The 19,254-nt window shown below is 73.4% G+C and carries 10 protein-coding genes and 2 pseudogenes; 5 read left to right on the plus strand and 7 right to left on the minus strand.

Annotated features, from left to right (window positions below; all coding sequences use genetic code 11):
- Window positions 1-37: 37 nt before the first annotated feature.
- The 4 genes from QQY24_RS09520 to QQY24_RS09535 form a co-directional block, all read right to left on the minus strand.
- Window positions 38-541, minus strand: a complete 504-nt coding sequence (locus tag QQY24_RS09520; protein ID WP_301972232.1) for an ATP-binding protein — start codon at window positions 539-541, stop codon at window positions 38-40.
- 282 nt (window positions 542-823) lie between these two features.
- A complete protein-coding gene (locus QQY24_RS09525; protein ID WP_301972233.1) occupies window positions 824-1,591 on the minus strand; it encodes an enoyl-CoA hydratase/isomerase family protein in 768 nt (255 codons plus the stop codon).
- Between the two features lie 80 nt (window positions 1,592-1,671).
- Window positions 1,672-2,898, minus strand: coding sequence for an Ig-like domain-containing protein (locus QQY24_RS09530; RefSeq protein ID WP_301976188.1), 1,227 nt, complete (start codon window positions 2,896-2,898; stop codon window positions 1,672-1,674).
- A gap of 183 nt (window positions 2,899-3,081) precedes the next feature.
- The gene (locus QQY24_RS09535; protein ID WP_301972234.1) at window positions 3,082-4,314 is read right to left on the minus strand and encodes an Ig-like domain-containing protein; all 1,233 of its coding nucleotides are present in this window, start codon (window positions 4,312-4,314) and stop codon (window positions 3,082-3,084) included.
- A 214-nt stretch (window positions 4,315-4,528) separates the two neighbouring features.
- On the opposite strand from QQY24_RS09535, the gene glgX reads away from it, so the two are divergent.
- Together glgX and QQY24_RS09545 are read left to right on the plus strand one after the other, a co-directional pair.
- Complete coding sequence (glgX, locus tag QQY24_RS09540; RefSeq protein ID WP_301972235.1) at window positions 4,529-6,790, plus strand: glycogen debranching protein GlgX; 2,262 nt, start codon at window positions 4,529-4,531, stop codon at window positions 6,788-6,790.
- Between the two features lie 345 nt (window positions 6,791-7,135).
- Window positions 7,136-7,540: pseudogene (locus QQY24_RS09545) on the plus strand (hypothetical protein); the annotation flags it as partial.
- 30 nt (window positions 7,541-7,570) lie between these two features.
- Here the strand turns inward: QQY24_RS09545 and QQY24_RS09550 are convergent.
- Window positions 7,571-9,441, minus strand: a pseudogene (locus QQY24_RS09550) (ABC transporter ATP-binding protein).
- On the minus strand, window positions 9,438-11,231 hold the full coding sequence (locus QQY24_RS09555) for an ABC transporter ATP-binding protein (RefSeq protein ID WP_301972236.1): 1,794 nt from the start codon (window positions 11,229-11,231) through the stop codon (window positions 9,438-9,440). Before QQY24_RS09555 ends, QQY24_RS09550 begins: the two are co-directional and overlap by 4 nt.
- Window positions 11,232-11,679: 448 nt before the next feature.
- Between QQY24_RS09555 and QQY24_RS09560 the strand changes: the two genes are divergently transcribed.
- The 3 genes from QQY24_RS09560 to QQY24_RS09570 all read left to right on the plus strand — a co-directional run bounded on the left by QQY24_RS09560 (window position 11,680) and on the right by QQY24_RS09570 (window position 16,235).
- Window positions 11,680-13,737: a M4 family metallopeptidase gene (locus QQY24_RS09560; protein WP_301972237.1), complete on the plus strand. Its 2,058-nt coding sequence runs from the start codon at window positions 11,680-11,682 to the stop codon at window positions 13,735-13,737.
- Between the two features lie 249 nt (window positions 13,738-13,986).
- Complete coding sequence (locus tag QQY24_RS09565; protein ID WP_301972238.1) at window positions 13,987-15,642, plus strand: M4 family metallopeptidase; 1,656 nt, start codon at window positions 13,987-13,989, stop codon at window positions 15,640-15,642.
- Between the two features lie 71 nt (window positions 15,643-15,713).
- Window positions 15,714-16,235, plus strand: a complete 522-nt coding sequence (locus tag QQY24_RS09570) for a DUF1990 domain-containing protein (protein WP_301972239.1) — start codon at window positions 15,714-15,716, stop codon at window positions 16,233-16,235.
- A gap of 67 nt (window positions 16,236-16,302) precedes the next feature.
- Here QQY24_RS09570 and QQY24_RS09575 read toward each other — a convergent pair whose 3' ends face one another.
- Window positions 16,303-18,921, minus strand: a complete 2,619-nt coding sequence (locus QQY24_RS09575) for a glycosyltransferase family 1 protein (RefSeq protein ID WP_301972240.1) — start codon at window positions 18,919-18,921, stop codon at window positions 16,303-16,305.
- Window positions 18,922-19,254: the final 333 nt, after the last annotated feature.

A 19,254-nucleotide genomic window follows, 5' to 3' on the forward strand; every position in this document is an offset into this window, starting at 1 on the left:
GTCGCGGCGCGGTCCGGCCCGCAGCGCGGCCGACGGCCTAGTGGCCGGCGACCTTCATCTCGAACCACGTCGTCTTGCCGCGTGGCAGCAGGTCCACGCCCCAGCGGTCGGCCAGTTCGTCCACCAGGAACAGGCCGCGGCCGCTGACGTCCGTCTCCCGGACCGGCATCAGACAGGGCAGCCCGCGCGAGGGATCGCGGACCTCGACGCGGATCCAGCCGCGGCGGCGGCGCATGCGGAGGACGAAGACACGGGCTCCGGTGTGGCGCACGGCGTTGCCGACGAGTTCGGAGACGAGCAGGACCACGTCCTCGGTCATCCCGGGGGGCAGCCCCCAGTGGCGCAGGACGACGACCTGGGCGAGCCGGCGCGCGGTGGCGGCGGACTCCGGGCGGGACGGCAGCGGGACGTCGGCCTCGGCGGGGTTGCCGTACAGGTCCAGCGCCTTGAGCGCTCGCTCGTCCTCGACCGCGGGCGACCAGCGCGCCGCGGTCGCACGACTGTCTCTCCGCGGCTGTCCGATGCCCTCCAGCCCCGCCATGCCCCCATGATGGCCGCCCCCGGGGGGCTCCGTGGCCGTTCCGGAGGAATACGCCCCCCGTACGCTCCCGCCGCCCACCCCCCCGCCGGCATATGCCGGCGACATGCCGATGTCCGGAGCAGCCCGTGCGACCTGCGGTGACGGCTCACTTCCGGGCAATCGTCAGGCTCCCTCGACGAGGCAGGCTTAAGGTTGCGTTAAGGCTCCCATAAACCGCCCCATTGAGGGACCCGGATCGGACAACCCGTCAATTAAAAGGCTTTCGGGGAAAGTTCACGAGGTTCAGAGGAACTTCGCCTTGCCCGGTCCTTCCTCCACGAAACTGCGCATTCCCCGCTCGCGGTCCTCGGTGGCGAACAGGCCCGCGAACCAGTTGCGCTCCACGGCCAGCCCGGTGCCCAGGTCGGTCTCCAGGCCGGTGTCGACCGACTCCTTGGCCGCGCGCAGCGCGATCGCCGGGCCCTGCGCCAGCCTCGCGGCCCAGGCGTGCGCCTGCTCGTACACCTCGGCGGCCGGGACGACCCGGTCCACCAGGCCGATGGCGAGGGCCTCGTCGGCCTTGACCTGGCGGCCGGTGAAGATGAGGTCCTTGGCCCGGGAGGGGCCGATCAGCCGGGGCAGGCGCTGGGTGCCGCCGGCGCCCGGGATCAGGCCGAGGAGGATCTCGGGCTGGCCCAGCTTGGCGTTGTCGGCGGCGATGCGGAAGTCGGCGCACAGGGCCAGTTCGCAGCCGCCGCCGAGTGCGTAGCCGGTGACCGCGGCGACGACGGGCTTGGGGATGCGGGCGACGGCGGTGAAGGAGTCCTGCAGGGCGCGGGCGCGCAGGACCATCGCGGCGTGGTCCATGTCCTGCATCTCCTTGATGTCCGCGCCCGCCGCGAACACCCGCTCGCCGCCGTAGATCACCACGGCGCGCACGTCCTCGCGGCGGGTGGCCTCCTCGGCGAGTTCCTTCAGCCGGTCCTGGACGGCGACGTCCAGCGCGTTCATCGGCGGACGGTCCAGACGCAGGGTTCCGACGCCTTCGGCGACTTCGAGAGTGACGGTCATGCCGAGCAGGTTAACGGGGACCGACGGCGGCGGGCCCGGTGCCGTCGGTCACGGCACCGGGCCCGCGCCCGCGGCCGGGGTCACTTCTTCCAGTCGGCCCAGGACATGTTCCAGCCGTTGAACCCGTTGTCCGGGGCCACCGTCTCGTCGTGGGAGTTCTTGACGACCACCACGTCGCCGACGATCGAGTGGCTGAACATCCAGGCGGCCGGGGCGGAGGCGTCGGAGCCGCCGCGCACGTCGCGCAGGCCGACGCAGCCGTGGCTGGCGTTGTAGTGGCCGAAGGCGCCGCCGCCCCAGTAGTTGCCGTGCAGGAAGGTGCCGGAGGTGGTGAGGCGGATGGCGTGCGGCACGTCCTTGATGTCGTACTCGCCTCCGTAGCCCACGGTCTCGCCGTTCATCCGGGTCACGGTGAGCTTCTCGCTCATGACCATCTGGCCGTTCCAGGTGTCGTAGCCGGGCTTGCCGGTGGTGACCGGGATGGTCTTGACGACCCTGCCGTCCTGGGTGACCTTCATCGTGTGCTTCCGGGCGTCCACGACGGAGACCTGGTTGCGGCCGATGGTGAACTCCACGGTCCTGTGCTGCTTGCCGTAGACGCCCTCGCGGCCCTGGACGCCGTCGAGGTCGAGGTCGACGGTGACCTTGGTGCCCGCCTTCCAGTACTTCTCCGGGCGGAAGTCCAGGCGGTCGTTGCCGAACCAGTGTCCCTCGACGTCGACGGGCGGCTCGGTCCTGATCCTGACGGCCTTCTCCACGTCCTCGGGACGGGTGATGCCCCGGGTGAAGCGGAGGGAGAACGGCATGCCGACGCCGACGGTGGAGCCGTCCTCGGGGGTGAAGTGGCCGACGAAGGTGTTCTTCGGCGTGAGCGTGGTGAACGTGGAGTCCTCGGCGGCCTCGCGGCCCCGGGAGTCCTTCGCGACCGCGTGCACGGTGTACCTGGTGGCGGCGGCCAGGTGGGCCGACGGGGTCCAGGAGGCACCGCCGCCCGTGATGCTGCCGTCGACCTTCACGCCCTTGGCGTCCTGGACGGTGACCTCGGTCAGCCTGCCCCGGGCGACGCTGACCTTCAGGGCGCCGCTGGTGTCGACGCCCTTGGCGCCGGTCGCGGGCGCGATGCTGACGGCGGCCGCCGACTGCCCGCCCTGCCGCGCACCGGGGCCGCCGCCCTCGGCGTCCCCCGCCCCGGACCCGGAGTCCCCGCCCCCGCCACAGGCGGTCAGGGACAGCAGCAGGGCGCCGGCTATGACCCCCGGCCCCTTGCGGCCCCGCCCCCGGCTCCTCGCCGGCCCCGCCCCCGGTATCGGCCGCACGTTCAAGTCGTTCTCCCCTCCAGAGCCCCAGGTCAGGCCCATGCCCCCGCGCGTCCGGCGCGCGCATTGGCGCATAGTAACCGCCGGGTTCGGAGCGGGGTGCGGGGCGAATGTCACCGTTCCGTCGCAACTTCCGCCGTGCGCCGCCGCCCCGGACCCGGGGCCCTGATCCGGTCACTCGACCGCGCCGCCCGCCTTCCACTCCCGCCAGGTCATGTTCCACCCTCCGAGGCCGTTGTCGGCGGCGACCGTTCCGTCCCGGCTGTGCACGACCTCGACGACGTCCCCGATGAGACTGCGGTCGAAGAACCAGCCCGCGGGGGTGTCCGGGCTGCCGCCCTTGACGTCCCTGAGGCCCACGCAGCCGTGGCTGACGTTGGCCCGGCCGGGGGCGTCCGGCGCCCAGTAGTTGCCGTGCAGGAAGGTGCCGGAGTCGGTGAGCTTCATGGCGTGCGGGACGTCGGGGATGTCGTACTCGCCGCCGAAGCCGACCGTGCGGCTGTCCATGCGGGTCACCTCGTACATCTCCATCACCACCATCCTGCCGTTGTAGGTGGCGGTCCCGGGGGCGCCCGCGGTGACCGGCACGGTGGCCAGCAGCCGTCCGTCGCGCCGGACCTGCATGGTGTGCCCGGCCGCGTCGACGCGGGAGACCTGGTCGCGGCCGACGGTGAAGGCGAACGTCCGGTCCTGCAGCCCGTAGACCCCGGGCGCCCCTTCGACGTCCCGCAGCCGGAGGCCGACGGTGACCTCGGTGCCGGGCTTCCAGTAGTGCTCGGGGCGGAAGTCCAGGCGGCTCCTGCCGAACCAGTGCGGCCGGATCTCCACGGACGGCCTGGCGGTGACCCGCACGGCGCGTTCGACGGCGGCGCGGTCGGTGATCCCGTGGCTGAAGGAGAGGGAGACGATCATGCCGGTGCCGACCGTGGAGCGGTTCCCGGGGGTGACGTAGCCGATGAACCGCTCCTCGGGGACGTACGTCGTGAAGGTGGTGTGCCGGGCCGCGCGGCGGCCGTGGGCGTCCCGCGCGACCGCGTCCACGGTGTACTCGGCGGCGAGGGCCAGCCGCTTCTCGTCCGGTTCCCAGGTCCGCCCGTCGGCGGCGATGTGCCCGGGGACCGGGGAGTCGCGGGCGTCCTGGGACCTGACGACGCTCACCCTCTCCAGCCGGCCGCCGGGCGCCCGCACCCGCAGCCGCCCGCCGGGACGGACGACCCCGCTGCCGTCGTCCGGGGTGACGCGGATGACGTCCTCGGGGGCCGGGGGCCTGCCGGGGGGCCCGCCGGTGCCCAGCGGGCCCCGGCCGTCCGCGGAGCAGCCGGCCGCCCCCGCCAGCAGTCCCGCCCATGTCAGTACGGCGGCCAGCGCGGCCCCCGCGCGCCGTGCGCGTCCTTGTACGTGCCTCACACGGGACTCAACGACGCGGCGGACGCGGGGAAACGTGAGTGCGACCCCCGCGCTGGGCAGAACAGGGGGGAGGACGAGGAAGGGGAGCCGCCGCGCCGCGCCGGAGCCGTCGGGGCGCAGCCGTACCGGGCGGCCGGGCGTGCCGCGGGCCGGGAGGTCCGGGCACGGCCGGCCCCCGGGCCCCGGGGCGATCCACGGGAAGAGGGGCCGACAGGTGACGAGCGCAGCCGAGCAGCGGGCACGGGCGAAGGAGCCGGCCGCCGAGAGCGGGCACCAGGCCGCGGCGGCCGGCGGCGCCCGGCGCCCCGTGCCGTCCGGCCCGCCCGTGTGGCCGGGTGCGCCGACCCCGCTGGGGGCCCGGTTCCGGGTCGGCCCGGACGGGGTCGCGGGCACCAACTTCGCGCTGTGGGCGGGCGGGGCCGAGGCGGTCCGGCTGTGCCTGTTCGACGAGCGCGGCCGGGAGGCGCAGGTCCCGCTGACCGAGCTGACGCACGAGATCTGGCACGGCTTCGTGCCGGGCGTGATGCCCGGGCAGCGGTACGGCTACCGGGTGGACGGCCGCTGGGACCCGTGGACCGGTGCCCGCTGGAACCCGGCGAAGCTGCTGCTGGACCCCTACGCGCGGGCGGTGGACGGGTCCGGGGACAACGACTACGGCCGGCTGCCGCCGGAGGTCTACGGGCACGTGCGGGACTGGCCGGAGCAGCACGTCGCCGACACCGTGCGCGACGACCGGGACTCGGCGCCGTTCGTGCCCAAGGGGGTCGTCGTGCACGACGACGACGACTGGTCCGGCGACCGGCGCCCCAAGACGCCGTGGGCGGACTCGGTGATCTACGAACTGCACGTGCGGGGCTTCACCCGGCTGCACCCCGGCATCCCCGAGGAGCTGCGCGGCACCTACGCGGGGCTGGCGCACCCGGCCGCCCTGGACCACCTGGTGCGGCTGGGCGTCACGGCCGTCGAGCTGCTGCCCGTCCACCAGTTCGCGCACGAGGACCACCTGCTGCGCCGGGGCATGAGGAACTACTGGGGCTACAACTCCATCGGCTACTTCGCCCCGCACGCCGCCTACGCGGCCTCCGGCACCGCGGGCCAGCAGGTCGGCGAGTTCAAGCGGATGGTCCGCGCGCTGCACGCGGCCGGCATCGAGGTGATCCTCGACGTGGTCTACAACCACACCGCCGAGGCCGGGGAACTGGGTCCCACGCTGTCCCTCAAGGGCATCGACAACCGCGGCTACTACCGCCTCCAGGACGACGCCCGCCGGTACGCCGACTACACCGGCTGCGGCAACACCCTGCACGTCGTCCAGCCGCAGGTGCTGCGCCTGATCACGGACTCGCTGCGGTACTGGGTCACGGAGATGGGCGTGGACGGCTTCCGGTTCGACCTGGCCGCCGCGCTCGCCCGCTCCATGCACGACGTCGACATGCTCTCCCCCTTCCTGGCGGTGATCGCCCAGGACCCGGTGCTGCGCCGGGTGAAGCTGATCGCCGAGCCCTGGGACATCGGCTCCGGCGGCTACCAGGTGGGTGCCTTCCCGCCGCTGTGGACGGAGTGGAACGACCGCTACCGCAACGCCGTGCGGGACTTCTGGCGGGGCGCGCTGCCCGACGTGCGCGACCTCGGCTACCGGCTGTCCGGTTCCAGCGACCTGTACGCCTGGGGCGGCCGGCGCCCCTACGCCTCGGTCAACTTCGTCACCGCGCACGACGGTTTCACCCTGCGCGACCTGGTGTCGTACGAGGCCAAGCACAACGAGGACAACGGCGAGGACAACCGGGACGGCACGGACGACAACCGGTCCTGGAACTGCGGGGCGGAAGGGGAGACCGACGACGGGCGAATACGGGCGCTGCGCCGCCGCCAGCTGCGGAACCTGCTGACCACCCTGCTGCTGTCCACCGGCGTGCCCATGCTGGTGGCCGGCGACGAACTCGGCCGCACCCAGGGCGGCAACAACAACGCCTACTGCCAGGACAACGAGGTGAGCTGGCTGGACTGGTCCCTGCTGGACGACCCGGCCTGGCGCCCCCTGTTCGACCTGACCTCCCGGCTGATCGCCCTGCGCCACCGGCACCCGGTGCTGCGCCGCCGCGCCTTCTTCTCCGGCCGCGCCCACTCGGCGGACGGGCTGCGCGACCTGGCCTGGTTCACCCCGCGGGGCGAGGAGATGACCGAGGGCGACTGGTACGCCCCCGCGGCCACGCTCGGCATGTACCTGTCCGGGCGGGACATACCGGGCCGGGACGAGCGGGGCGCGCCCGTCCTGGACGACAGCTTCCTGGCCGTGCTGCACCCGGGCGACCGGCCGGCCCGGTTCGTCCTGCCGGGGCCGCCGTGGGCGGAGCGCTACGAGGTGGTGGTGGACACCTCGCGCGAGGACCAGACCGGGGCGCCGGGCACGGTGCACCGGGCGGGCGCGCGGATCACGGTCCCGGAGCGGGCCGTCCTGCTGCTCCGGGCGGAGTAGGGCCCGCCGCTCCCGCCCGCTCCGCCGCTCCCGGCGGGGCGGGCCCGTGCCGCCGGTGTCGGCCGGCCCCGTGCGACACCCGCGTGTGACACGGGTCACGTCCGCCGGATGCAGTGCGGGAGGGGGTGCAGGGCCTTTCCTCTGGTGCGGACAGCCGGCGAGGGCGGGGACCGTGGACGGAGCAGGCCCGGGCCGGTGGGTACGACGCGTTCGTGGCGGCCCGCCGGTCGGTGCCGTTCCGGCCGGCCCGGCTGCTCACCCGGGACGGCCGGCACCGGGCCGAGGACCTGTTGCGGGGCCCCGGCCGGGCTGCGGTCCGTCCGGCCGGAGGCCGCCGGGGAGACATCGGGCGCGTGGGCGCACGGCTTCGACTACGGCAGGCTGGCCTTCAAGGTGCTCACCTCCGTCCCCGTCGGCCACTTCGACTACCTGTTCGCGTGGCCGTTCGCGGACGCCGTCTCGGTCGGTGTGGTCCTGCTGGCGTGCGCGCTGCTGCCGCTGCTGCTGCGGCTGCGCCCCCCGGCGGTGCTGGTCGTCCACACCGTGCTCACGCTGGTCCTGGTCCTGGGCAGCCGGCAGATCTTCGCCAACGTCTCCCGCTACCTGCTGCCCTGCTTCCCGCTGTTCGTCCCCCTGGCCCTCGGCATGCGCCGCCTGAGCCTGCCCGTCCAGTGCACCCTGCTGGGCATCGCCGCCGTGGCCTCCGGCTCGTACGCGGGCTACGCGCTGTTCGAGCTGGGGATACCGTGATCCCGCCCGCCCCCACCGGGCGGGACCCGGTCACGCCAGGCTGTCCCGCCACGCCCGGTGCAGGTCCGCGAACCGGCCGGTGCCCGCGATGAGTTCGTCCGGGCGGCCGTCCTCCACGATCCGGCCGCGCTCCATCACCAGCACCCGGTCCGCGATCTCCACGGTCGACAGCCGGTGGGCGATCACCACGGCGGTACGGCCCCGCAGCACCGTCGACATCGCCCGCTGGACGGCCCGTTCCCCGGGGACGTCCAGCGAGCTGGTCGCCTCGTCCAGGATCAGCACCGCCGGATCGGCCAGCAGCGCCCGTGCGAAGGCGACCAGCTGGCGCTGGCCGGCGGAGATGCGCCCGCCCCGCTTGCGGACGTCCGTGTCGTACCCGTCGGGCAGCGCGCGGATGAACCCGTGCGCGCCGATCGCCTCCGCCGCCCGCTCGATCTCCTCGCGGGTGGCGTCGGGCCGGCCGATCGCGATGTTGTCCGCGACCGTGCCGGAGAACAGGAACGCCTCCTGCGTCACCATGACGACCCCGCGCCGCAGTTCGGGCGCCGCCAGCTCGCGCAGGTCGACGCCGTCCAGCAGCACGCGGCCCTCGGAGGGGTCGTAGAACCGGGCGAGCAGCTTGGCCAGGGTGGACTTGCCGGCGCCCGTGGAGCCGACCACGGCGACCGTCTGCCCGGCCGGCAGGGTCAGGTCGAAGCGGGGCAGTACCTCGCCGCCGGTGCGGTAGGTGAACCGGACGCCGTCGAAGACGACCTCCCGGCCCGGGAGGCCGTCCTCCAGCGGCGGCAGTCCGCGGGGGTCCGACGGCTCCGGCACGGACGGGGTCTGCGCCAGCAGCCCGGCGATCTTCTCCAGGGAGGCGGCGGCCGACTGGTAGGAGTTGAGGAACATGCCGAGCCGGTCGATCGGGTCGTACAGCCGCCGCAGGTACAGCACGGCCGCCGCCAGCACGCCCAGCTCCAGCGAGCCGGACGCCACCCGGTGGGCGCCCCACAGCACGATCGCCGCGACCGCCGTGTTGGCCACCAGCCGGGAGCCGACCACGTACCGGGCCATCTCCAGCAGCGCGTCGCCGTTCGTCCGCTCGTGCCGCCGGTTCAGCACGGCGAACTCGGCGTCGTTGGCGGCCTCCCGCCGGAAGGCGCGCACCGGGCGGATGCCGTTCATCGTCTCCACGAACTTCACGATCACCGCCGCGATCGCCGTGGACCGCGCCCCGAACACCCGTCCCGCGCGCCGCTGGTAGAGCCGTACGAGCAGGTACAGCGGCACCAGGGACGCGACCGCGACCGCGCCCAGGCCCGGATCCAGCCACAGCAGCATCGCCGAGATGTAGACGAAGGACAGCACGACGGTCACCAGTTCCTGCAGCCCCTCGTTGAGGAGCTCGCGCAGCGACTCGACGTCCGTCGTGGAGCGGGAGATCAGCCGGCCCGAGGTGTAGCGCTCGTGGAAGTCGACGCTCAGCGCCTGCGCGTGCCGGAAGATCCGGCCCCGCAGGTCCAGCAGCACGTCCTGGCTGACCCGCGCGGAGGCCACGGTGAACGCGGACTGCAGCCCGCCGGAGGCCAGCGCGCACAGCAGGTAGCCGACGGCCACCGCGGCCAGCGGACCGCGGTCGTGGTCCCGGAAGGCCGGTACGGCGCGGTCGAGGGCGTACGCCACCAGCAGCGGGCCCGCCTGCGCGGCCGCCTGCTGGAGCAGCAGCAGGAGCATGGCGCCCGCGGCCCGGGCCCTCGGGGGGCGAGCAGCGAGCGCAGCAGGCCGGCCGTGGCGCCGGGTGCGACGGGCAGGACGTCCCGGTCGAAGGGGTCACCGGTGGTGCCGGCGCCGTCCGGGTCCGGAGAGCGGGAGGGGTCGTCGTCCGCGGCCGGGGTGGCGGTCGTCGTGGTGGTCATCGGCGGTCCCCTCGTTCCTCGCCGGACATCAGGTGCGCGTACTCGGCGTCGGCGCGCAGCAGTTCCTGGTGCGTGCCGACGGCGGTGATGCGGCCGCCCGACAGCAGCGCGACCCGGTCGGCGAGCAGCACGGTGGACGGGCGGTGGGCCACGATCAGCGCGGTGGTGTCCGCGAGGACCCGCCGCAGCGCGGCCTCCACGGCGGCCTCCGTGTGCACGTCCAGCGCGGACAGCGGGTCGTCCAGCACCAGGAACCTCGGCCGGCCCACGACCGCGCGGGCCAGCGCGAGGCGCTGCCGCTGGCCGCCGGACAGACTCAGCCCCTGCTCGCCGACCCGGGTGTCCGCCCCCTGGGGCAGCGCGTGGACGAACTCGGCCCGGGCGACGGCCAGGGCCCGGTCCAGCTCCGCCCTCCCGGCACCGTCGGCGGCTCCCATCAGCACGTTCTCGCCGACGCTCGCCGAGAACAGGGTGGGGTCCTCGAAGGCGACCGCGACCTCGGCCCGCAGTTCCTCCCGGGACATCGCGGTGATGTCCACGCCGTCGAGGGTGATGCGGCCGGAGGTCACGTCGTACAGGCGCGGCACGAGGGCGGTGAGGGTCGTCTTCCCGCTGCCGGTGGCCCCGACGAGGGCCATGGACTCGCCGGGGCGGATGTGCAGGTCGACGCGGTCCAGGAGGGGCGGGGAGCCGGGCGGGGCGTCGGGGTGGCGGAACCGGACGCCCTCGAACCGCAGGCCGTCCGCCGCGGCGGCCCGCGCGCGCGGGCGCGCGGCGGTGCCCCCGGCCGTCTCCTCCTCCGGCGCCTCGTCCCGCACCTCGAAGTACCGCTCCGTCGCCGTCGCCGCCTCCTGGCTCATCGCCAGCAGGAAGCCGATCGAGTCCACCGGCCACCGCAGCGCGAGTGCCGTGCTCAGGAAGGCGACCAGCGTCCCCGCGGACAGCTCCCCGTCGGCCACCCGGACGGCGCCCAGCACCAGCGCCGCCCCGATCGCGGCCTCGGGCAGGGTCACGATGACCCCCCAGATGGTCGCCAGCAGCCGTGCCTTGTGCAGTTCCGTGCCGCGCAGCCGGCCCGACAGCAGGTGGAAGGCCCGCGCCTGGCTGCGGTGCCGGCCGAAGCCCTTGATGACGCGGATGCCGAGCACGCTCTCCTCGACCACCGTCGTCAGGTCGCCGACCTGGTCCTGCGCGCGCCGCGCGACCTCGGCGTACCGGCGCTCGAAGACCACGCAGGTCCACATGACCGGGACGACGGGACCGAGGATGACCAGCCCCAGCACCCAGTCCTGCACCAACATGATCACCACGCCGACGAGGATCGTCACCGTGTTGACGAGCAGGAAGGTCAGCGGGAAGGCGAGGAACATCCGCAGCAGCATCAGGTCGGTCGTGGCCCGGGAGAGCAGTTGGCCGGACGCCCACCGGTCGTGGAAGGCCGCCGGCAGCCGCTGCAGATGCCGGTACAGGCCGGCCCGCATCTCCGCCTCGACGTGCGACAGTGGACGGGCCACCAGCCAGCGCCGCGTCCCGAACAGGACCGCCTCGACGATGCCGAGCAGCAGCAGGCACAGCGCCCCGAGCCACACCCCGGCCGGGTCCCGGCCGGCGACCGGCCCGTCGACCATCCACTTCAGGACGAGGGGGATCACCAGCCCCGTGCAGGAGGCGACGACCGCGACGACCGCGGCGGTGAACAGGCGGGCCCGCACGGGGCGTACGTACGGCCACAGCCGCAGCAGGGTGCGGACGGCCGAGCGGTCCCGGGTGGTTGCACGTGTCGTGGACATCGACGCGAGCCTACGGATCCGCACGCGCGGCGCCCACTGGGTTTCGGCCGGACCGCCGGCCGCCGGTCCGGGACCGGTGCGTCCGGCCGGCGTCACCGTCCCGCGCGCCCGGGGCGGACACCGGCCGCTCCCGCGCGTCCTGACGGTCCGTCCGGCGGAGCGGCCGTCGCCCTCCCGGGGACCAGGACGGCGAACGGTCGCATAACGAACACGGATATCCGGACAACGGACCATTTCCGGCCAAGTTGGTGACATGGTCCTGACAGGTCACCCGATCCCCTGCCACTCTTCCCACGGCCGGCTCACAGCGGCTCCACACCTCCCGCACATTTCTCGTGACCCGGCCGCGCACGTGGTTCCGCGTACCGCCCCGTTCTGCCCGGACGTCCCGACCCGCCGTCCGGTCTTCCCTGGCCGCGCGACCCGCGGTCACGCAGAAGGAGTCAGTGTGAGAAGCACCTCCCGCAGACGCACCCTCCGCGCCACGCCCCGCACCGCGCACCGCCGCACCGCCGCCGTCGCCCTCGCCGGCGTCGCCGCCCTGATCTCCGCCGCCGTCCAGGCGGGCGCCGCGAGCGCGGCCCCGGCCGGACCGCGGACGGGCGGGGCCGGCCCCGCCCACCTGGCCCTCGCCCTCACCCCCTCCCAGCGCGCCGAGCTGATCCGGCACGCCGACGCCGCGAAGGCGGACACCGCCCGCGCGCTCGGCCTGGGCGCCCGGGAGCAACTGGTCGTCCACGACGTCGTCGAGGACGTCGACGGCACGCTGCACACCCGCTACGAGCGCACCTACGCCGGCCTGCCGGTGCTCGGCGGCGACCTGATCGTCGACACCGCGAGGTCGGGCGCGACCAGGCGTGTCGTCAAGGCCACCGACGCCGTCCTGGAGGTCCCCGGCCTCACCCCGGCCGTACCGGAGTCGGCCGCCGAGCGGCAGGCCGTGCGGCGGGCCGAGTCCCTCGGCGGCACCCGGTCCACCGCCGACAGCGTGCGCAAGGTGGTCTGGGCCGGCTCCGGCAAGCCCGTCCTCGCCTACGAGACGGTCGTCGGCGGCCTCCAGGACGACGGCACCCCCAACCAGCTGCACGTCATCACCGACGCCGCCACCGGCAAGAAGCTCTACGAGTACCAGGGCATCGAGACCGGAACCGGCAAGACCCTGTACTCCGGCACGGTCACCCTGAACACCACGCTGTCGGGCTCGACCTACCAGCTGAACGACACCACGCGCGGCAGCCACAAGACCTACAACCTGGCCCACAAGACCTCCGGCACCGGCACGCTGTTCACCGACGCCGACGACGTCTGGGGCACCGGTGTGGCCTCCAGCTCCACCACCGACCAGACGGCCGCCGCCGACGCCGCCTACGGCGCCGCGGTCACGTGGGACTTCTACAAGAACACCTTCGGCCGCAGCGGCATCAAGAACAACGGTGCCGCGGCCTACTCCCGCGTCCACTACGGCAACTCGTACGTCAACGCGTTCTGGGACGACAGCTGCTTCTGCATGACCTACGGCGACGGCTCGGGCAACACCCACCCGCTGACCTCGCTGGACGTCGCGGGCCACGAGATGAGCCACGGCGTCACCTCCAACACCGCCGGCCTCAACTACTCCGGCGAGTCGGGCGGCCTGAACGAGGCCACCTCCGACATCTTCGGCACCGGCGTCGAGTGGTACGCCAACAACGCCTCCGACCCCGGTGACTACCTCATCGGCGAGGAGATCAACATCAACGGCGACGGCAGCCCGCTGCGCTACATGGACAAGCCCAGCAAGGACGGCGGCTCCGCCGACTACTGGTCCTCGTCCGTCGGCAGCAAGGACGTGCACTACTCGTCCGGCGTCGCGAACCACTTCTTCTACCTGCTGTCCGAGGGCAGCGGCGCCAAGGTGGTGGGCGGCGTCGGCTACGACTCGCCGACCGCGGACGGACTGCCGGTCACGGGCATCGGCCGGGACAAGGCGCTGCAGATCTGGTACCGGGCGCTGACCACCAAGTGGACGTCCACCACCAACTACGCGGGCGCCCGCACCGGCACCCTGGCGGCGGCCGGCGAGCTGTACGGAACCACCAGCGCCGAGTACGCGGCCGTGCAGGACGCCTGGGCGGGCGTCGGGGTCGGCACGCGCTCCGGGGGCGGCACCGGCGGCGGCACGTCGTACGAGAGCACCACGCCGGTGGCCGTTCCGGACAACGGGCCGGCGGTGACCTCCTCGATCACCGTCTCCGGCAGGACCGGGAACGCGCCGGCAGGCCTCCGGGTGGGCGTCGACATCGCGCACACCTGGCGCGGTGACCTGGTGATCGACCTGATCGGCCCGTCGGGCACCGCCTACCGCCTGAAGAACTTCTCCTCCTCCGACTCGGCGGACAACGTCAACGAGACCTACACGGTCGACGCCTCGTCGGAACCGGCCGACGGCACCTGGAAGTTGAGGGTGCAGGATCAGGCCACTTATGACACCGGGACGATCAACGGGTGGAAGCTGACGTTCCCGTAAACCACACGCATCGAACCCGGTAACAGGGCGGCGCCCGCGGCACCTCCGCCCTCGAACGGCACCCGTTCACACGGCTGCAACATTCACCTGACGGTCGACTTTCAGCCAACATCACTTCAGGGTCCTGACATGTACGCGCCCCTGATGTCACTCTCTCTCCACCCGCCGCAGCACACAGCAACTCCACATCGGCCCACTTCCGGCCAGTAACCCCACGCTGTCCGGTCTCCCCCACGAGAAGGAGCTTCCGTGAGCCCCCTCTACGCGCGTCACAAGCGCACCACTCTGGCCATCGCCACCGCTGTCGCCGCCGGAGCCCTACTCTCCACCGGTCTGACCACCAGTGCCTCCGCCCAGACCCCGGCCGGGTCCGCCGCCGCCAAGCCCCTGGCGGCCGCCCCGACCACCCTGACCGCCGCCGCCCGCACCACGCTGATCCAGCAGGCGCAGGCCGACGCGGCCGGGACCGCGCAGCAGATAGGCCTCGGCGCCAAGGAGAAGCTCGTCGTCAAGGACGTCGTCAAGGACGTCGACGGCACGCTGCACACCCGCTACGAGCGCACCTACGCCGGCCTGCCGGTGCTCGGCGGCGACCTGATCGTCCACACCGCCAAGTCGGGCAAGACCGAGGGCGTCACCAAGGCGAACAAGACGGCCATCAAGCTGGCCTCGCTCAAGCCGCAGATCACCGCCGCCAAGGCGGAGAAGCAGGCCGTGAGCGCCGCCCGGACGCTGGGCTCCGCCAAGACCTCCTCGGACGGCGCCCGCAAGGTGATCTGGGCCGGCTCCGGCAAGCCCGTCCTCGCCTACGAGACGGTCGTCGGCGGCCTCCAGGACGACGGCACCCCCAACCAGCTGCACGTCATCACCGACGCCGCCACCGGCAAGAAGCTCTACGAGTACCAGGGCATCGAGACCGGAACCGGCAAGACCCTGTACTCCGGCACGGTCACCCTGAACACCACGCTGTCGGGCTCGACCTACCAGCTGAACGACACCACGCGCGGCAGCCACAAGACCTACAACCTGGCCCACAAGACCTCCGGCACCGGCACGCTGTTCACCGACGCCGACGACGTCTGGGGCACCGGTGTGGCCTCCAGCTCCACCACCGACCAGACGGCCGCCGCCGACGCCGCCTACGGCGCCGCGGTCACGTGGGACTTCTACAAGAACACCTTCGGCCGCAGCGGCATCAAGAACAACGGTGCCGCGGCCTACTCCCGCGTCCACTACGGCAACTCGTACGTCAACGCGTTCTGGGACGACAGCTGCTTCTGCATGACCTACGGCGACGGCTCGGGCAACACCCACCCGCTGACCTCGCTGGACGTCGCGGGCCACGAGATGAGCCACGGCGTCACCTCCAACACCGCCGGCCTCAACTACTCCGGCGAGTCGGGCGGCCTGAACGAGGCCACCTCCGACATCTTCGGCACCGGCGTCGAGTGGTACGCCAACAACGCCTCCGACCCCGGTGACTACCTCATCGGCGAGGAGATCAACATCAACGGCGACGGCAGCCCGCTGCGCTACATGGACAAGCCCAGCAAGGACGGCGGCTCCGCCGACTACTGGTCCTCGTCCGTCGGCAGCAAGGACGTGCACTACTCGTCCGGCGTCGCGAACCACTTCTTCTACCTGCTGTCCGAGGGCAGCGGCGCGAAGACCATCAACGGCGTGTCCTACAACTCGCCGACGTACAACGGCTCCGCCGTCACCGGCATCGGCCGCGCCAAGGCGCTGCAGATCTGGTACAAGGCGCTGACCACGTACATGACCTCGACGACCAACTACAAGGCCGCCCGCACGGCGACCCTGAACGCGGCGTCGGCCCTGTACGGCTCCTCCAGCGCCGAGTACCAGGCCGTGGCGGCGGCCTGGGCGGCGGTCAACGTCAGCTGACCTGACGGTAGTCGATGTCGGGCGGTACCCGGGAGGCGATTCTCGCGGGTACCGCCCTACTCTTGTGACCCATGTCCTCGGCGCCCTTCACCTACGAGCCGGTCGGCGCGACGCGCGACGACCTCGGCTTCTGCCCGCCCGGCTTCCACCCGATGTTCGTGCGCACGCGCCTCGGCGAGGGCCCGGAGCTCTTCCGCCGGGCGGCCGAGGCGGTCCTCACCTGGCGGATGCACCGCGCGGTGGGCGTCGGCATCGACGCGGGCGCCGACCGTGCGGCCCCCGGCGTGGACGTCACGGTCACCCTGGCCGGCCTGGTCAAGGCCCCCTGCCGTGTCGTGTGGACGGTGACGGAACCCCGCCGCGCCGGCTGGGCCTACGGCACCCTGGCGGGCCACCCCGAATGCGGCGAGGAGGCCTTCGTGGTCGACCGCACCGGCGACGGCACGGTCTGGCTCACGGTCGCCGCCTTCAGCAGGGCGGCCAGGTGGTACTCCCGCGCGGGCGGCCCGGCGACCCGCGGCCTGCAGCAGGCCCACGCCCGCCGCTGCGGGGCGGCCCTGCGCCGGCTGTGCGCGGAGCCGGAAGGGGCCTGAGGCGCCGGAGGCGCACGGGCCGGCGCGGCGGACACGGGGTGCCCGCCGCGCGGCGGCTCCGCCCCGGTCAGCGCAGCAGCACCCCCGAGCCCGCCACCACGTCCTGCGGCGGGACGGCGACCAGGCCGGTCTCCGCGGCCGAGGTGAGCAGGCGGTGGGCCGGCAGGATGCGGACCGTGTAGCCGTAGGGGCCGGTGCGGTCCAGGCAGAGGGGCCCCTCGTAGAGCCACCGGCCCTCCGGGTCGGGGTTGCCGACCGGTTTCAGCGGGACCGTCGTGGCGCCGGTGATGCGGTCCTCGGAGTCGACGCGGCCGGAGACGGCCTGGACCTCGACGTCGTCCGGGGCGAGGCCGCCGAGGGCCACCCGCACCCGCAGGCCCACGCTGGTGCCGAGCTCCGCGGTGGCCGTCGTCACGGTCGTCTCCACGTGGCCCACGCCCACGCCGGGCCAGGCGGCCCGCACCCTGGCCTTCCAGTCGGCCAGCTCGCGGGCGGTGTCCGGGGTGAGCGCGCGGTGGGACAGGGCGGCCGGCGCGTACAGGCGGTCGACGTACTCGCGGACCATCCGGCCGGCCAGCACCTTCGGCCCCAGCAGGGTGAGCGTCTGGCGGACCATCTCGATCCAGCGGTCGGGCAGACCGCCCCGGCCGCGCTCGTAGAAGCGCGGGGCCACCCGCTGTTCGAGCAGGTCGTAGAGGGCGGCGGCCTCGATGTCGTCGCGGCGGTCGGGGTCGGTGCCCGTGCCGTCCGCGGTCGGGATGGACCAGCCGAAGTCCGGCTGGAACCACTCGTCCCACCAGCCGTCCAGGACCGAGAGGTTGAGGCAGCCGTTCAGCGCCGCCTTCATCCCGCTCGTGCCGCAGGCCTCCAGGGGGCGCAGCGGGTTGTTCAGCCAGACGTCGCAGCCGGGGTAGAGCTTCTGCGCCATCCCCATGCCGTAGTCGGGCAGGAAGACGATCCGGTGGCGGACGCGCGGATCGTCGGCGAACCGCACCAGCTCCTGCACGAGCCGCTTGCCGCCGTCGTCCGCCGGGTGCGCCTTGCCCGCGACGACGATCTGCACCGGGCGCTCCGGGTGCAGCAGCAGCTCGGTCAGCCGGTCCCGGTCGCGCAGCATGAGCGTCAGGCGCTTGTACGACGGGACGCGGCGCGCGAAGCCGATGGTCAGCACGTCGGGGTCGAGCACGCCGTCGATCCAGCCCAGCTCCGCGTCCCCGGCGCCGCGCTGCCGCCAGGACGCCCGCAGGCGCCGCCGCACCTCCAGCACGAGCTGTTCGCGCAGGGTCCGGCGCAGCTCCCAGAGCTCCTGGTCGGAGATCTCGGTGACCGAGTCCCAGCGTTCGGAGCCGCCGACGGTCAGGGCGTCCTCGGCCCGCTGGGCGCCGACCCGCCGGGCCCCGAGCCCGAGCACCTCGGGGGCGACCCAGGTCGGCGCGTGCACCCCGTTGGTCACGGAGGTGATCGGCACCTCCTCGGCGTCGAACCCCGGCCACAGCCCGGCGAACATCTCCCGGCTGACCTGCCCGTGCAGCAGGGACACGCCGTTCGCCCGCTGGGCCAGGCGCAGGCCCATCACGGCCATGTTGAACAGGTTCGGCTCGCCGCCGGGGTAGGTCTCCCGGCCCAGCTCCAGGATCCGCTGCACGTCGATGCCCGGCAGCTCGGCGTCCGGCCCGAAGTGGCGGGTCACCAGCTCCCGGTCGAACCGGTCGATCCCGGCGGGCACGGGGGTGTGCGTGGTGAACACGGTCCCGGCCCGCACGGCCTCCAGCGCCGGGTTGAAGTCCAGTCCCGACGCGCACAGTTCGGCGATCCGCTCCAGGCCGAGGAACCCGGCGTGCCCCTCGTTGGTGTGGAACACCTCGGGCTCCGGGTGCCCGGTGAGCCGGCAGTACGCCCGCACCGCCCGGACACCCCCTATGCCCAGTAGCATCTCCTGCAGCAGCCGGTGCTCGCTGCCGCCGCCGTAGAGCCGGTCGGTCACCCCGCGCTCGCCGAGGTCGTTGTCCTCCACGTCGGAGTCGAGCAGCAGCAGCGGCACCCGGCCGACCTGGGCGAGCCAGATCCGGGCGTGCAGCCCGGTGCCGCCGGGCAGGGCGAGGGAGACCCGGGCCGGTGCGCCGTCGGTGTCCTTCAGCAGGGTGAGCGGCAGTTCGTTGGGGTCCAGCACCGGGTAGTGCTCCTGCTGCCAGCCGTCCCGGGACAGGGTCTGGCGGAAGTAGCCGTGCCGGTAGAGCAGGCCGACGCCGATCAGCGGGACGCCGAGGTCGCTGGCCGCCTTCAGGTGGTCGCCGGCGAGGATGCCGAGGCCGCCGGAGTACTGGGGCAGCGCGGCGGTGATGCCGAACTCGGGCGAGAAGTAGGCGACGGCGGCGGGCAGCCCGTCGCCCTGCCGCTGGTACCAGCGCTCGCCGGTCATGTAGTCGTGGAGGTCGTCGGCGACCGCGGTGAGGCGGCGCAGGAACCGGCGGTCCTGGGCGAGCTCGGCGAGCCGTGCCGTGCGCACCCCGCCCAGCAGCCGCACCGGGTCGCCCTCGGCGACGGCCCAGCGTTCGGGATCCACTGACTGGAACAGGTCGCGCGTCTCGGCGTGCCAGGACCAGCGCAGATTGCGCGCCAGGTCGCTGAGCGGCCGGAGGGGCTCGGGGAGAACGGGACGGACGGTGAACCGACGGATCGCCTTCACATTCCACCTCGGACGCGTCGCGGGGTGAGACGCACGGCGCTGTACGTCTCGTCGTCACTGTCGACGGTAGTGGTTACTGGAGGGTCGGTGGGGACGAACCGGAACCGGGTGTCGGTGTGCCGGAAGCAGAGGCGGCGGTCGCGGGGGGCGTGGAGAACGTCCGACCGGGCACCCGGAGAAGGGAGCGGTCCTGTGTCCGGACGGAAGTGTGCAGACGAACGAGCCAGAAGTTGACGGAATGCCGGATTGCCCGCTCATCCAGGGTGGAAAGCTCTCCCGGTACGCCCCACAGCGCACCACGGCACCTCCAGCACGTCCGTACCGCCGCAGGAC

This window comes from Streptomyces sp. TG1A-8 (assembly GCF_030499535.1).
Classification (GTDB): Bacteria; Actinomycetota; Actinomycetes; order Streptomycetales; family Streptomycetaceae; genus Streptomyces.